Consider the following 15,343-nt stretch of genomic DNA (forward strand, 5'->3'; position numbering starts at 1 on the left):
CACCAGCGTGGTTTCACAAACTCTGGATTGGGATGATCCCCGGGTGGCTAAGTTAAACTTGAAATTCGCGTTTTTAGATCAGTCTGATAATAAAAGGGTTTTCTATAAATTCAAAAAGGATATGCTGCCATTCATGTATTGGCATGCGCTGCTAAAAGGGAGAATATAAAATAAAAACGCACACCGACTTTTGCTGGTGTGCGTTTATTCTATTCAAAGATTGTAAAATCTTCCGCCAAATCTTCAACGTCATCATTAAGATTTGTTTCAGAAATATTGCGTGCATTATACCCTATACGTTCTAAAGTACTGATCAGGTCTACATATAATAGGCCACCATCAGTTGAACATAGCCCTTTGTTCAGACGCTTGACGTGCTGCTTTCTAAGTTTGTTCTCGATCTTATAGGATTTCTGGCTGAGTCTGATGACTTCCTCGAGATCTTGTGGGCTGTATATATCGAGCGATTGGACAGCCTTGCTGTAAGATTTATAGACATGTTTGAATAGATCTTCCAAGCCCTCTTGTGCCGGCTCGGTCAGAATGATCTTTTCACGGAACTTTTTGTTGTAAAGGTCTGTATAGTCATTGATCTGATCTGTCGCCTTGTAGAAGATGCGGGTTACTTCAAGCAGCGTTGATTGCCGCTCTGCATCTTCAGGGGAAATGTCGTACTTGGATGCATCTATCAGATATTTTCTGAGTGCATCTTGAAGTGTATCAACTACGTTTACTTTTTCTTTGATCTGCTTATACATCTTTGGATCATTATTTTCACTGAATTTTTTCGCGTCATCCAGTATGCTTATTGTGAGGTTTCCAAGGTTCTGAACTTCCTTTTGGGCACCTTGCAAAGCGAGACCTGGAGACCGCTTCAACAATAGTGGGTCAAGATGGTTCGGTTTGTAATCCTCGGAAAAGTCCCGGCCCGGTACGATGCGGGTTACAATCCAGGCAAGGATGGCAATGAATGGCAGCTGGATAAGCGTGTTGGAGACGTTGAAGAAGCCGTGGGCAAATGCAATCGTCATTTCCGGATTCAGTTGGAGCAATGACTGCAAGTAAGATACCAAGCCGATAAAGAGCGGCATGATGATCAGAAATATTGCTGCCCCAATCAAGTTGAATATAACATGCACAGCGGCAGCTCTTTTTGCTGCAATAGAACCGACGAGTGCGGCAAGTACAGCTGTAATAGTTGTCCCTAAGTTATCCCCGAGCAGTACCGGCAATGCTGCACTTAGATCAATCAGATCATTGCTGAATAAACTTTGTAAAATACCGATAGTGGCACTCGAACTCTGTACGATGACCGTCAATACTGTTCCTACTGTTATACCGAGGAGCGAATTGGATGACATGTCGATCATGAGGTCTGTAAACCATGGGTATTCCGCCAATGGTTTCATTCCCTGCCCCATCAGGTCAAGCCCATAGAATAAAGCACCAAATCCGAAAAGTATCCGTCCGATATTATGTGCTTTAGGGTTGTTTTTCAGAAAGAAGATAAGGAAAGCGCCCACTGCAAGAATAGGCAAGGCGTAATCACCGATCTTCAATCCGATGATAAATGCTGTAACTGTCGTCCCTATGTTAGCTCCCATTATGACACCGATGGATTGACGCAATGTCATGAAACCTGCTGATACCAGGCCGATGGTCAAAACTGTGGTCCCCGTACTGGTTTGAATCAAGATTGTAACGATTATACCAGCGAGGATACCTTTTATAGGATTTGAAGTCATGCGGTTGAGTATCTCCCGTAGCCTGTCTCCGGCTGAAGCTTGTAAGCCGTCACCCATCTGTTTGATGCCGTAAAGAAAAATACCAAGTCCGCCTGCGAATAGGAAGATGACTTCCACCGGACTGAGTTCCATAATTATTCCTCCAACCAGGTACATAGTACCTTACAAAGTTTTTTCTTTTAAGAGTGCTGACCCATTTGTGGTTACGCCTTACATTATAAAATGAAAGATATTAAAATGCATTAGGATAAAAAAATTAACCTGAGTTAAAATCTTGCATTTGAAGGGAAGCGCGAATTCATCCTATTAAAAGTCAATATAGCCAATATTCAAACTAGGAAAAATACTCACGTGTATATGGTATCTTAAATTATACTTTTACTAAAGGTAAAGCTATAATGATGGAGACTATTCAGATCATCTGAAGTATCGTCGACAACTACTTGATGATATGAGAAACTTAATCTTATATCATCTGAATAGAGACGGGGAGGATAAATTGTGACTGTTGTATTGTTTGATGTAGATGGGGTGTTTTTAAGTGAGGAAAGGTGCTTTGATGTATCAGCACTTGCGATCCATGAAATGCTTTATAGCCCAAGGTACCTTAACCTTGACCAACAAGAATTCAAGACGGATTATGATGATCATCAGATTAAACAGATACGTAATGAAATATTCATCGACGATGCAGTTTTGAGCCGCTTTAAACAGATGGGATTGAATTCCAACTGGGATATGCTGTTCATCACTTTCTCTATTGTATATATAGATCTGATTGAAAAAGCCGGCATCAATCTATCAAACATAGACCTTTCAGACCTCCAAGGGATGGGTGAGATGCTAGGGTCCGGGCGTCCTGATTATTCCAAGGTACTGGCCTTCCTACAAAAGGAAGGGTTCAAAAAAGATACCACCTTTGATGCTTTGCAGGAATATGCAAAAGAACATCTGGGTGTTGAAGACGTATCAGCATTCGGTATATCCGGGTCCATTTGGAGGACAGGCCAGTATAAATATCAAGAGTGGTATTTGGGGAGCAGGGACGTCAAAACTTCAACTGGAATTGAAGCGGAGGAAATGGATAAAACCGGATTCATTCACGATGAAGAATGGATTGTACCGCCAGAAGAGATCCGGGGCATGCTGAACAGACTTCTAGACGCAGGTGTTGAGATTGGAGTGGCTACAGGAAGACCACGTCAGGAGACGTTAATCCCTTTCAATCAGGAGCGTTTGATGGATATTTTCAGAAGCAACAAAATTTCTACAGCATCTGAAGTGCTGGCTGCAGAAGCAGTTGAAGGTGTAGGGATATCTCTGGCAAAACCGCATCCATACAGTTACTTATGGACACTTTATGGCCATGACGAAAATCATTTTTTCGATGCGGTAAACAAGAAGAATAATGTCGATGATACTGTGATCATTGTGGGAGATTCTGTTGCGGATTATTATTGTGCCGAAGCGATTGGCGCCGGATTCGTTGCGACTTTAACAGGTCTGACGGGACGTGAAGTGATTCCCACTTTTAAGGCCCTTGGGGTAGATGAGTCCCAAATGACCGGGACAGTGCTTGATGTTGAAGAAATCATTTTAAAAAGCCATCACGCTTAAGTGATGGCTTTTCTCTTGCTATGACAAATCTACTTGTTTCAAGTTATGGAACCCTTCGATCTGCCCGAGTTCATCCATAGCCTCTTGATTGACACTCTGGTCAAGTGAGAGGGAGAGGAGTGCAGACCCTCCGGCATCAGTCCGGCCAAGTTGCATTGAGGCGATATTCACGTTGTATCTGCCTAAAGTGATTCCCATTTCACCGATGATCCCCGGACGGTCCAGATGGTTTATGAATAGGAGATGATTAGTGGGTTTTATATCGACTTGGAAATCGTTTATTTTGACGATGCGCTCACCATAACCATTGAGTACGCTGGCCCCAAGGGTGAGCGACTCTTCTCCATTAAGGAGTTCTACTTCAAGGTAATTACTGTATCCATGTGCCTTGCCCCTCTTCTCGACCTTGTAGGTGACGTCTTGCTCTTGAAGGAGGTAGAGTGCATTGATGATGTTGACGGTCTCCCCCAAATGGGGTTTTAACATGTTCGCGACAAATGAGCGCGTTAAGAGGCTGGTATCGTCCAAAGCCAATTCCCCATGGTACTTCAGCTTCACTTCTGATGGAGGGCGGTTCATCAGTTGAATGGCAACACCACCCATATGGGTGGCAATATTGATGTAAGGTTTAAGCTCATCATTGATGGTGTCCCCCATCCTCGGTGCGTTCACGGCATGGATGACTGTATCGTTCTCCAAAATATCAATGATTTCCCGGGAAACGCTTGTTGCGACTTTTTCCTGGGCTTCTACAGTCGAAGCACCCAGATGTGGGGTGACTACGATGCGTGGATGTCCAAGAAGCTTTTTATTAGAGGGGGGTTCCTCTTCGAAGACATCGAGGGCTGCGCCTTCGATTTTACCTTCGTCCAAGGCACTCAGCAATGCAGTTTCATCGATGATGCCTCCACGCGCGACATTTACGATTTTAAGCCCGGGTTTTGCACGGGCAAAAAAGGATTCTCCAACTATACCTGTTGTTTGAGGAGTAAGAGGAGTATGTACAGTCAAAAAATCGGCGTTTGAAGCAATTTCTTCAACTTCCATTTTTTCTATCTCCGCTTCTTGTGCTTTCTCATCAGAAAGGTAAGGGTCGAATGCAATAACCCGCATACCAAAGCTCTGCGCCCTTTTAGCGACGCCAAAGCCAATTTTGCCTACGCCGATTATTCCAAGCACTTTTCCGTACATTTCTGTACCCTTGTACTTCTTACGGTCCCACTTGCCTTCAGAAAGCGCTTTGTGTGCAGCTGGAATCTGGCGTGTCAACGCGAGCATCATGGCCATTGTGTGCTCTGTCGCGGATATTGTATTGCCATCAGGGGCGTTGATGACGATGACCCCATATTTTGTGGCGGCATCGACATCAATGTTATCAACGCCAGCCCCGGCACGGGCAATCACCTTCAGGTTGCGTGCATATTGAATGATTGTTTCAGTAATCTGCGTCTGGCTGCGGACGATAAGGGCTTGGTAACCATGTACGATATTCAAAATTTCTTCTTCAGCAAGACCAATATGGACATCGACTCCATAGTTGGGATGATCGACGAGTTCTTTTAAACCTTCTTCATTTACCGGGTCTAGTACAAGCACTTTAAATTGATTCATGGTAGGCCTCCTGTGCGGCAGTCAATGCTGTGCCGTAGTAGTTCTTATTGCGGTATCGGGTCAATATAGATTCAAGGGCTGCAAGGACGGTGAGCATATCTTTAGGGAACATATAACCCATATGGCCGATCCTAAGGATTTTCCCTTTTAATTGCTTCTGGCCACCAGCTATGGAGATGCCATATTCTTTTTGAAGGGTGTCTTTTATATGGGATAATTCTGCTTCTTCTCCTTTAAATGCTGTAACAGTTGGAGAGGCATATGCTTCTTCGACCAGAAGTTCGAGGTCAAGGGCTGTGAGTCCGGCTCGGATCATGTCCTTCATTTTCATATGGCGGGCAAAGATCTTATCCATCCCCTCTTCTTTATAGATGGACAGCACCTTGTCCAGCCCCTGCATAAGAGATACAGCCGGCGTGAAGGGGGTGGAGTGCTTTTCCAAGGCAGAGAAGTATTGGTTGATATCCAGATAAAATCTTGGCAGTCTGTTTTGTGAGGCCCGTACTCTCGCTGCTTCATTCATGGTGACAAAGGCGATGCCCGGCGGAAGCATCAAAGCTTTCTGACTGCCGGTCACCAGGCAGTCTATGGATTGCGCCTCGAGATTGAAAGGGGTGCCACCTACAGCGCTCACGCCATCCACTATAAAGAGGGTGGATGGATCATAGTTTTTAACTATCCTGCCAATTTTCCCGATTGGATGCAGAACTGCAGTTGAAGTTTCACATGCCTGGCTGAAGACGGCTTTGATATCAGACTTACTGTTTAGGAAAGCTTCAAATTCCTGAATGTCGACCCCCTCCCCCCAGGGCACTTCATATACATGTACGTGGAATGGGTGGGCTTTGGCGATACTTTTGAAGCGATCACCGAATGCACCGCTGGCTATAATAATGATCGATTCATCTTTTCCGACAAGGTTGATCATGGCAGTTTCAAGTGCGCTGGTTCCGCTGGAAGTAAGCACTGCGACTGGATATTTGGAACCGAAGACCTCCCCAATATTGGATTGTACATGCTGCATCAGCTCTGTAAAATCCGAAGAGCGGTGTCCGATCATTCCTTGCGACATGGCTTGTGACACTTCAGGTGGAATAGGTGTAGGTCCAGGTGTAAGAAGCAGTTTAGGCTCCATGCATTATCAGCCTCCATGGCATATAGTAAATCTATAGTATCAAATTTTTCAGTATTTTACATAAATTATGAAGATATTCGTTATTTCAAATGCCCTTCATCACTAAAAAATAATGTCGTTTCAATTATCTTTACCATCCTGTAGTAGCCCGTCGACGAGGGAATGTGCTTTTTGGTATCTATCGCGGTAGGAATCTCCATCCAAAACATGGGTGATTGAAGAGAGCTCGTTTTTGTTGATTTCATCCCACAGCATTGAGTGTATGCGATGCTTAGTCGCATCATGAGGGTCTTCTGGCGGGAGCAGCAAGATCAGCGACCAGTGCTGGAGATGGATATAATAGTCGAACACCGACTTCAGACGATTGAATTCCTCGCCGTCGGCACGTATCTTCATGTTCACTTTAGTGTACATTACATCGGTGTCAGCAAAAAATACTTTTCTTGTCCCTGTCGAATGGATACGCTGTTTGTTGTTTTCAAATTGACCAATGCCGATTGAATGAAAATCTTTAACATCGAGTTCATCCTTATGAAGGCGCTGTTCCATCAGGTAACTTTTAGCATATTCCGTCGAATGACTGGTGGAGTATCTGCGCGCCAGATCTTGGACGAGCGAGGTTTTGCCCGTCCCCGGTGCACCAAGTATCAACACATTCTGAACAAAGAACTTTCTGAAAGGCCGTGTTACATAATCCCAATTCAAAATAGGCTCTTCGCGTATACTGGTACCGCTGATGCCTAATATTTTACGGTCTACCATGGTGATATGGATGGCTGAGTTTGGGCGTTCAGCTTCAAAAAATGACTTCAACGGTTCGAGATACTCCTGTTCACCCGCATAAAAGGTTAAGCTATCGACTTTAAATGGAAGGGTGGCTTCTTCCTGACTGATGATATCGGATAACCGATCCAACCAAGAGCGCCATCCATGGGGGTATCTTGGTATATCTGTTTCATCAAGTTTAAGGATGGTTACATTGTCATCCGGGGTAAGCAGTTGCCGCATTGCCTTAACACGATTGTCGAGCGTCATTTCGTGTTCTTGACCCCGGTCCCCTTCATATCCACTGACGATTACGAATGCATGCCGGTTTTCACGTTTTGCACGTATGACCTGTTCGAAGTGACCAACGTGACAAGGGGCGAAAGTGCCAAAATAGATGCCTAAATCTCTCATTGAACTAGCTCCTAACTGTTTCAGTGTTAAAATAGTTATATCAGTATAAAATTTGTTTATCAAATCATCAGGCGGCCGTAATCCCATTTATGCTACAATCAGTATGTCAAAATGAAAAGTAGAGGGATAATGAAATGATAAGATGGATAAATATATTTAAAGGGTTTCTGATGGGTACATGTGAACTCATACCCGGTGTCAGCAGCGGCACCATGGCCTTGCTCCTCGGCATATATGACCAGTTTTTAGGAGCCATCTCAAGGATAGTATCAAAGGACTATAAAAAAGCAATCTTGTTTCTGGTTCCGCTTGTGGTCGGCATGGGTATAGCCATTGTAACGCTGTCTTCATTGATTGATTATTTGTTGAAGGCGCATACCGTACCTACCCACTGGTTTTTCATCGGTTTAGTATTGGGTGTGGTGCCGATGCTGCTGAGGATTTCAAACTATAAGGTTGAATTCCGTACGGCTCATTACCTCATCTTCCTAGCTGCGGTCGCGGTGTTGTTCATAACGGGTATGGCCAGGGGAGAAGGCGCACCTGTTACGGAAATTGTCATCACTGGTCCCTTGCTGTTGAAGATGTTCGCAAGTGGTCTGCTCGCGTCCACCACCATGTTGTTGCCGGGGATATCGGGATCATTGGTACTATTGATACTCGGCTCTTATTCGGTCGTCATATTCTCAATCAGTGAACTTCTGGATCTGAACTTCAGCATACTGCCGGTCGTCATCGCTGTGGGCATCGGCATCGTATTGGGGCTGCTTGCAGCAAGCAGAATCATACAATATATGCTCAGACATTATACCTACTTGACTTATGCAATGATTTTGGGGCTTGTGACGGGCTCTGTATTCGCAATATATCCAGGGCTGCCTGACACTATTGGCGCATGGATTGTAACGGTCATAACAGCATTTATCGGATTCATCATCAGCCTATACATGGGATCAAGAAATGAAGATGGCGTTTAGGAGGTGAATAGGCATGGAGAAAGAACATCCTTTGCTGGAGTCCTATCATGAATATATCAAAAGCACTTTAGATTATCGTATTGCGATAATTGGCCAGGTTGATGCCGGAAAAAGCGCACTCGTCAATCGTCTGACAGGAATGGATTCAGCCGTCTCGACACAGACTGATGCCACACGTGAGGTAAGTGCCTATCCCTTTGGGGATAAAGGTGAGATATTGGACTTCCCGGGCGTCGGTACTACAGAGTATTCCCCAAAACAGTACAAAAAACTGATTTCAAAAACAGGGATAAAACATGTACTGTATGTCTTTTCCTCCAAGATAAGAGAAGCGGATGAAGCGGTGATCCGGTACTTGGCGAAAAAAGGAGTACGCATCACCTTCGTCTACAATAAAAGCGACACCTTGATTGATGTAAGCGGCGAGCGACTGCAAAAAACACTGATGAACGACAAGGATACTGAGCTGCATGTCACCTTCAAGAAGCATCTCGACCAGCCGCTTCATTACCAATTTGTCAGTGTTAAGGACGATGTCGGCATCCATGAACTGGAACAGACGATATCATCCGTATTCGAGGAGAAGGATGCACTTTTTGATAAGAGGGCTAAAAGTGCAGGGTATCTGGAGAAGTTCCTGACCCGCAAGATGAATACATTGGCGAAGAAGCTCCTTTCGCCAAGCTTCAAAGACATCATATTGAACCGGTCATATAAGTCGATTGAAGAGATGACCGAAGACCATTATCAAGTCAGTAAGGCTGATGCCGATGTCATTGGCCGCGAAATACCAAGAGCAGTCGATCACATCAACCGCGCAAAAGCGGAAGACACTGATAAGAAGAGTCCAGCAGACTACATCACTCACCTTACGTCATTATTCAGCGCGGTATTCAAAATGCGTAAATTAAACGTGGTGACGTTCATTGTATCTTCACTGGGTGAAATGGGAATCAAAAACATCTATCCGGTCCTAAAAGGGACTTTCGGATACGCGGGGGACATGAATGATTTTGCGCGCGAAGTCATAAAATACCACCGCTAAATACACCGGCATTTGCTGGTGTATTTTTTTGCGACAATCGTTTGCATAGAAATTTCTTCGCACCTCCATAAAAACTTTCTATGAGCGTATCAATTTAATGCAATCGTTTGCAAAATGAGCATTGACAATTATTATCAGAAAAATTAATATTGATATAAGAGCGTTTGTTAACGCTTACATATGAAGGGGGAAGCTGAATGAGGAAATTCAAATGGGGCTACATATTTCTGGTGGCTACGGTTCTGGTCTTAGGTGCCTGTGGAAATAGTGGCGATGCCGGTGGGACGGCAAGTAGCGGCAACGAGCAGGACAGTGAGGAAGGCGGCGAAGTCACAATCGACCTCTATCAGTTCAAAGTAGAATTCAAGGAACAATTTGAAGAAATGGTGGCACAGTACGTAGAAGAAAATCCAAATGTCAAGATCAATGTCGAGACCGTCGGTGGTGGAAATGACTACGGCGCAACATTGAAGTCTAAAATCGCCTCTGGGAATGAGCCGGATATATTCAATATAGGCGGTCCTCAGGACTATGAAGACCATAAAGATCGCATTGCACCAATAGAAGATTCAAAAGCGGCCGATACTGCACTCGAAGGCACACTCGATGCTGTGACGGTAGATGATCAAGTATATGGTCTCCCGTATAATCTGGAAGGTTACGGATTGATCTACAACAAAGCAATCCTTGAAGAAGCGGGCATCAATCCAGATGAATTGAAGACTATGGAAGATCTTCAGGGCGCAGTGGAGGAGCTTGATGGCATGAAGGAAGAATTGGGACTGGAAGCAGTCTTTGCGTTCCCTGGTAAAGAAAGATGGGTCTACGGGAACCATTCCAGCAGTTCTTTCCTGGCACCTGAGTTCAATGACAGTGTCACTGAAGCTTTCGAAGCAGATACAGTGGAATTCGAACTATCAGAAGAATTGAAGAATTATATTGATATGCAGGTCAATTATTCAGAACAACCGGTTTTGAGCCTGGATTATTCACAACAAGTAGAAGCACTCTATTCAATGGAAAAAGTGGCGATGATCCAGCAAGGCAACTGGGCCTATCCATCTATCGAGCAGATTGCACCTGAAGTTGCTGAGAATTCTGGAATTATTCCTATTCCTGTAGACGGAGAATCCAAAATGCCAGTAGGCGTTCCCCAGTACTGGGTAGTAAATTCAGGAGCTGAAGATGAAGTCCAAAAAGCCGCTGTTGAATTTCTAGACTGGATGTATACTTCAGAAGCTGGTATGGATATAGTGTTGAATGAGTTTAATTTCATCCCGGCGTATGAAGGCTATGACACAAGTCAGATCTCTGACCCTCTCTCGGAGGAGATCTATCGATACTCTGAAGAGGGCAACACCAGTGGTTGGGTATTCCTCGGATATCCGACAGGATTTTCAGAAGATGTCTACGGTAATAATGTACAGCAGTATATATCAGATGAAATTACTTGGGAAGAAGCCATGGAGAATTCTCAGAAGTATTGGGAAGAGAATAGATAGTATTTAAATGATGGAGCGATCATATTGCTCCATCATTTCTTAAAAGAGGTGTATATATGAAGACTAGAAATATCATGTACTGGGTGTTTATCGCGCCGGTTTTAGCAGCCCTCCTCATTGTTGTCGTCATACCATTCGTCTGGGGCATCTACTACTCCCTCACAGAATGGTCCGGGGATATGGCACAGATACCGATCTTCACAGGATTTGAGAACTATAAAAGTCTACTCTCGGACCCCACATTCTTGAGCGCTCTATGGTTCACCTTTAAATACGCCATCGTTACGGTAATCATTATAAATATCGTTGGCTTCTCATTGGCACTTATAGTAACAAGCTACATAAAGTCCAAAAACTTCCTCAGAACCATCTTTTTCATGCCAAATCTTATTGGAGGATTGATTCTGGGCTTCATATGGCAGTTCATATTTACGAATATATTTAATGCTCTGGGTGACGCGATGGGGGTTGAAATGCTGCAGGGTTGGCTTGCAACCCCTGCTACCGGCTTTTGGGGCCTGGTGATCCTTCATGTATGGCAGATGGCGGGCTACATCATGATTATCTATATCGCATATCTGCAGAGCCTCCCCGATGAACTGCTTGAAGCAGCGGATATGGATGGGGCAAGTTATTTCCAGAAGCTTAAGAATGTCGTAATGCCCCTTGTAGCGCCAGCGTTTACAGTGAGCATGTTTTTGACACTCTCAGGAGCGTTCAAAATATATGATCAGAACTTGTCCCTCACAGGAGGAGGGCCGGGTGGTTCCACGAAAATGATAGCCATGGATATTGTAGACACTGCATTCGCGATGAATACGATGGGCCTCGCCCAGGCAAAAGCAGTCATATTCTTTATAATTGTAGCCATTCTGAGTCTGACACAAGTTTATTACAATAAGAAGAAAGAGGTGGAGATGTAATGAAGAAGAATAAGTCTAAAGGTCGTATCACTCTTGAAATCATAGGCATTCTACTCGCGCTTCTTTGGCTCTCCCCTTTCTATATCATGTTGGTGAATGCGTTCAAAACTAAAAGGGAGATGTTCGGAAATGTATTGGCGCCCCCAAAAGAACCGGTATTCTCAAATTTTGTGGAAGCGTTCCAGGAGCTTGATTTCTTAAGGACTTTCTTCAATTCCTTTCTCATTACGTCACTGAGCATTGTCTGCATTGTTTTCTTCTCTGCGATGGCCGCATATGCATTATCAAGAAATAAAAGTAAAGTGAGCGGCATCATCTTCTTCCTGTTTGTCGCCTCTATGCTCATCCCATTTCAATCCGTGATGATTCCACTTGTTAAGGTCTTCAGTGATCTCCAGAGTTTAAATAAATGGGGATTGATCATCATGTATATCGGCTTTGGTTCAGGGCTCTCGCTATTCCTTTATCACGGAGCGCTCAAAAACATTCCTTTATCATTGGACGAAGCCGCAAAGATTGATGGGGCCACTAAATGGCAAACATTTTGGCATGTCATTTTTCCGTTGCTACGTCCAATTGGCGTGACGGTAGCTATACTGAATGTAATTTGGATCTGGAATGATTTCCTCCTTCCGAGTCTTGTATTAGGAAAAGGTGATGAGACCATACCGCTTAAATTATTTTTATTCTTTGGTCAATATACTAAACAGTGGACGCTAGCATTGGCTGGTCTGACGATTTCAATCATCCCAGTAATCATCGGATACTTTATTGCCCAAAAGCATATCATCAAAGGCGTTTCAGATGGGGCAGTGAAATAGAGCAGGAGGACAGCACTAAATGGCTACAATAAAAGATGTGGCAAAGATCGCCGGAGTATCACCGTCTACGGTATCGAGAGTGATCAAAGACCATAAAGGTATAAGTCGGGAAACGAAGAAAAGGGTTAGAAAGATAATGGAGGAGATTGGCTATACTCCAAATATCGCGGCGCGTAATCTGGTGACCAATCAATCGAATACAATCGGTCTTATACTAAAGAGTGGAGTCTACGAAGTGAATTTGAACCCATTCTATTCGGAAGTGAGCCTAGGTGTGTCTGATACATGCCGAGACAAGGGGTTTTCCACACTTACGACGGTTGAAGACAACGATATGAGACTGCTTGAGGAAGTGAGGGAACTGGTGAACTCCAGGCAGGTAGATGGCTTCATCCTACTGTACTCGAAAGAGCGGGACGCCATCATGGATTATTTGATGACTATCAACTTCCCGTTCGTAGTCATCGGAAAAGATGTAATGAACAGCGGTGATGCCATCCATGTCGATAATGATAATGTACAGGCTGCAAAAGAGATGACGGAGTTGTTGATTGATGAAGGTTATGAAGATATCGTCATGGTGGTCGATAATGAGGTTTTCGCTGTTTCCCAAGATAGGATAGCCGGTTTTGAACAGGCGATGGCAGCTAACGGGCTAAGCAGTAAATGCAAAGTCGTGCAATGCGACAAGGATGAGTCTTCTATTGAAAGGATGCTGGTTGATCTCTTTGACCACACACCACCGCAAGCACTTCTTACACTCGATGGGGTATTGAATGCACGGATCATCTCCCGGCTGTATCAAATGCAGATTCGGATACCAGAGGATGTGGCGACAGCCACTTTCAGTGAATCACCTCTAACCAAGTTTGCAGCACCTCCCCAGACAGTCGTGGACATATATCCCAAGGAATTGGGGAAAGAGGCAAGTAACGAAGTAATCATGCTGATAAAGGATGACAACAGACTAAAACGCAATATTACTGTACCGACACGTATCATAGAACGCCAATCGACGAAAAAGGAGGAGGATAAAGGATGAAGGTAACAGTTTGGAATGAATACCGTCATGAAAGAGAGTCGGAAGTTGTAGAGCGTGTCTACCCGGAAGGCATCCATAATCAGATAGCCAGTTTTCTGGGAGACCACGAAGTGAAGACGGCTACACTGGACGAGCCTGAAAACGGATTGACTGATGAAGTGCTGGACAACACTGATGTCCTTATATGGTGGGGGCACAAAGCCCATGACGAAGTGTCCGATGAAGTGGCTGATAAAGTACGCCAGCGCGTCTGGGACGGCATGGGTCTGGTGGTGCTGCACTCTGCTCATTTCTCAAAACCATTCAAGCTTTTGATGGGGACCTCGTGCGATTTGAAGTGGCGTGAAGCTGGGGAAAAGGAGCGTCTTTGGGTGGTAGATCCAACCCATCCGATTGTGGAAGGTCTGGGAGAGTATTTCGAACTGCCAGCAGAAGAGATGTACGGTGAGCACTTCGATATTCCAACCCCCGAGGAGTTGATAATGCTCAGTTGGTTCGAAGGCGGAGAAGTCTTCAGAAGCGCATGCACGTTCAAAAGAGGGAACGGCAAAATATTCTATTTCCGCCCAGGTCATGAAACACATCCGACGTACTATAACGAAAACGTTCAGACAGTCATCAAAAATGGTGTCGTTTGGGCAGGAAGCGGACATGGCAGGAAACATCATTACGGAAATTCCGAACCACTGGAAGAGATAAAGGAGAATGAACATGATTAATGTTGGCATTATCGGTTGCGGCAGTATCGGTGTAAAGCGGCATATCGCTGAATATGAAGAGAACGATAATGTAAAGCTGACAGCCTTTTGCGACCGTGTAGTCTCGCGTGCGGAGGCACAACAGAAGATATATGGAGGAAAATCCTACGAAAAGTATCAGGACCTTTTAGAAGATGATTCCGTCGATGCTGTAAGTGTCACGGTGCCTAATCACCTACATGCCGAAATTTCCATTGCTGCCCTGAAAGCGGGTAAGCACGTTCTATGCGAAAAACCTATGGGGCTATCTACTGAAGAGATGGACCGTATGATTGCAGCAGAAAAAGAGTCAGGCAGACAATTGATGATCGGCCATAATCAGCGGTTGATAAAAGAGCATCAGGTGGCACGTGATTATGTAGCCACAGGAAAACTCGGAAAGGTCTATGCCTTTCGTACGACGTTCGGTCATCCGGGACCCGAAGAGTGGAGCGTAGATGGAAAGGAAAGTTGGTTCTTCAAGGAGGACGAAGCGGGTATGGGCGCAATGGGGGACCTTGGGGTGCACAAGGCAGATCTGATCCGCTACATTTTAGACGAAGAAATCGTTGAGGTAGGTGGATTGATCTCCAAGGAAGCGAAAAGTTTCTCGGATGTCGATGATAATGCAGTATGTATCCTGCGGACAGCGTCCAATGCCGTCGGCACACTTCAGGCAAGCTGGTCCTTTTATGGATTGGAGGATAACTCCACGACGATATATGGTGAAAAAGGAGTGCTGCATCTCCTTGGCGACGAGAAACATTCTTTTGTATTCACAGGACGAGACGGCACAGTTGTACAGGAAAACTACGGAGGCATCCAGACGAATGATGAGGAAGGGCAAGCAAAGAAATCATTTGTGATGGATGCATTCATCGAAGCACTTGTAATGGATGAGCGGGTGCCAGTGACTGCTGATGATGCAAAGAAATCCGTAGAAATCATTTTGGCGGCTTTTGAATCGGACCGGACCAAAAAGATTATGATGGAGGAATAGGTGCTGAAC

General features: G+C 44.7%; 13 protein-coding genes. 9 read left to right on the forward strand and 4 right to left on the reverse strand.

Annotated features, from left to right (window positions below; genetic code table 11):
- Positions 1-209: 209 nt before the first annotated feature.
- On the reverse strand, positions 210-1,877 hold the full coding sequence (locus tag ACFFLE_RS05385; RefSeq protein WP_380570127.1) for a Na/Pi cotransporter family protein: 1,668 nt from the start codon (positions 1,875-1,877) through the stop codon (positions 210-212).
- A gap of 369 nt (positions 1,878-2,246) precedes the next feature.
- Between ACFFLE_RS05385 and ACFFLE_RS05390 the strand changes: the two genes are divergently transcribed.
- Positions 2,247-3,362 carry an HAD family hydrolase gene (locus tag ACFFLE_RS05390; RefSeq protein ID WP_380570128.1) on the forward strand — a complete coding sequence of 372 codons (1,116 nt, stop codon included), beginning with the start codon at positions 2,247-2,249 and terminating at the stop codon, positions 3,360-3,362.
- Between the two features lie 18 nt (positions 3,363-3,380).
- On the opposite strand, the gene serA is transcribed toward ACFFLE_RS05390, so the two are convergent.
- From serA to ACFFLE_RS05405, 3 genes are all read right to left on the reverse strand, one after another.
- A complete protein-coding gene (serA, locus tag ACFFLE_RS05395) occupies positions 3,381-4,973 on the reverse strand; it encodes a phosphoglycerate dehydrogenase (protein ID WP_380570129.1) in 1,593 nt (530 codons plus the stop codon).
- Positions 4,960-6,108 carry a pyridoxal-phosphate-dependent aminotransferase family protein gene (locus tag ACFFLE_RS05400; RefSeq protein WP_380570130.1) on the reverse strand — a complete coding sequence of 383 codons (1,149 nt, stop codon included), beginning with the start codon at positions 6,106-6,108 and terminating at the stop codon, positions 4,960-4,962. Before ACFFLE_RS05400 ends, serA begins: the two co-directional genes overlap by 14 nt.
- Positions 6,109-6,228: 120 nt before the next feature.
- Entirely contained in the window at positions 6,229-7,287 is a 1,059-nt protein-coding gene (locus ACFFLE_RS05405; protein WP_380570131.1) for an AAA family ATPase, read from the reverse strand.
- A gap of 134 nt (positions 7,288-7,421) precedes the next feature.
- Between ACFFLE_RS05405 and ACFFLE_RS05410 the strand changes: the two genes are divergently transcribed.
- The 8 genes from ACFFLE_RS05410 to ACFFLE_RS05445 all read left to right on the forward strand — a co-directional run bounded on the left by ACFFLE_RS05410 (position 7,422) and on the right by ACFFLE_RS05445 (position 15,334).
- On the forward strand, positions 7,422-8,264 hold the full coding sequence (locus ACFFLE_RS05410) for a DUF368 domain-containing protein (RefSeq protein WP_380570132.1): 843 nt from the start codon (positions 7,422-7,424) through the stop codon (positions 8,262-8,264).
- 13 nt (positions 8,265-8,277) lie between these two features.
- Entirely contained in the window at positions 8,278-9,309 is a 1,032-nt protein-coding gene (locus tag ACFFLE_RS05415; RefSeq protein WP_380570133.1) for a GTPase domain-containing protein, read from the forward strand.
- A 197-nt stretch (positions 9,310-9,506) separates the two neighbouring features.
- Positions 9,507-10,811 (forward strand): ABC transporter substrate-binding protein, encoded by a 1,305-nt coding sequence (locus ACFFLE_RS05420; protein ID WP_380570134.1) that lies wholly within the window; start codon positions 9,507-9,509, stop codon positions 10,809-10,811.
- A 56-nt stretch (positions 10,812-10,867) separates the two neighbouring features.
- Positions 10,868-11,734, forward strand: coding sequence for a carbohydrate ABC transporter permease (locus ACFFLE_RS05425; RefSeq protein WP_380570135.1), 867 nt, complete (start codon positions 10,868-10,870; stop codon positions 11,732-11,734).
- The gene (locus ACFFLE_RS05430) at positions 11,734-12,555 is read left to right on the forward strand and encodes a carbohydrate ABC transporter permease (RefSeq protein WP_380570136.1); all 822 of its coding nucleotides are present in this window, start codon (positions 11,734-11,736) and stop codon (positions 12,553-12,555) included. Before ACFFLE_RS05425 ends, ACFFLE_RS05430 begins: the two co-directional genes overlap by 1 nt.
- A gap of 19 nt (positions 12,556-12,574) precedes the next feature.
- A complete protein-coding gene (locus ACFFLE_RS05435; protein WP_380570137.1) occupies positions 12,575-13,597 on the forward strand; it encodes a LacI family DNA-binding transcriptional regulator in 1,023 nt (340 codons plus the stop codon).
- On the forward strand, positions 13,594-14,316 hold the full coding sequence (locus ACFFLE_RS05440; protein ID WP_380570138.1) for a ThuA domain-containing protein: 723 nt from the start codon (positions 13,594-13,596) through the stop codon (positions 14,314-14,316). The genes ACFFLE_RS05435 and ACFFLE_RS05440 overlap by 4 nt, the downstream gene beginning before the upstream one ends.
- On the forward strand, positions 14,309-15,334 hold the full coding sequence (locus ACFFLE_RS05445; RefSeq protein ID WP_380570139.1) for a Gfo/Idh/MocA family protein: 1,026 nt from the start codon (positions 14,309-14,311) through the stop codon (positions 15,332-15,334). The genes ACFFLE_RS05440 and ACFFLE_RS05445 overlap by 8 nt, the downstream gene beginning before the upstream one ends.
- Positions 15,335-15,343 lie beyond the last annotated feature (9 nt).

The organism is Salinicoccus siamensis (assembly GCF_042429615.1).
In the GTDB taxonomy this organism is placed as follows: domain Bacteria; phylum Bacillota; class Bacilli; order Staphylococcales; family Salinicoccaceae; genus Salinicoccus; species Salinicoccus siamensis.

Coding starts and splice junctions, on each gene's coding strand:
- ACFFLE_RS05405 (WP_380570131.1), bottom strand. CDS start 7,287: ATGAGAGATTTAGGCATCTATTTTGGCACTTTCGCCCCTTGTCACGTT.
- ACFFLE_RS05430 (WP_380570136.1), top strand. CDS start 11,734: ATGAAGAAGAATAAGTCTAAAGGTCGTATCACTCTTGAAATCATAGGC.
- ACFFLE_RS05425 (WP_380570135.1), top strand. CDS start 10,868: ATGAAGACTAGAAATATCATGTACTGGGTGTTTATCGCGCCGGTTTTA.
- ACFFLE_RS05385 (WP_380570127.1), bottom strand. CDS start 1,877: ATGGAACTCAGTCCGGTGGAAGTCATCTTCCTATTCGCAGGCGGACTT.
- serA (WP_380570129.1), bottom strand. CDS start 4,973: ATGAATCAATTTAAAGTGCTTGTACTAGACCCGGTAAATGAAGAAGGT.
- ACFFLE_RS05435 (WP_380570137.1), top strand. CDS start 12,575: ATGGCTACAATAAAAGATGTGGCAAAGATCGCCGGAGTATCACCGTCT.
- ACFFLE_RS05445 (WP_380570139.1), top strand. CDS start 14,309: ATGATTAATGTTGGCATTATCGGTTGCGGCAGTATCGGTGTAAAGCGG.
- ACFFLE_RS05410 (WP_380570132.1), top strand. CDS start 7,422: ATGATAAGATGGATAAATATATTTAAAGGGTTTCTGATGGGTACATGT.
- ACFFLE_RS05440 (WP_380570138.1), top strand. CDS start 13,594: ATGAAGGTAACAGTTTGGAATGAATACCGTCATGAAAGAGAGTCGGAA.
- ACFFLE_RS05400 (WP_380570130.1), bottom strand. CDS start 6,108: ATGGAGCCTAAACTGCTTCTTACACCTGGACCTACACCTATTCCACCT.
- ACFFLE_RS05420 (WP_380570134.1), top strand. CDS start 9,507: ATGAGGAAATTCAAATGGGGCTACATATTTCTGGTGGCTACGGTTCTG.
- ACFFLE_RS05415 (WP_380570133.1), top strand. CDS start 8,278: ATGGAGAAAGAACATCCTTTGCTGGAGTCCTATCATGAATATATCAAA.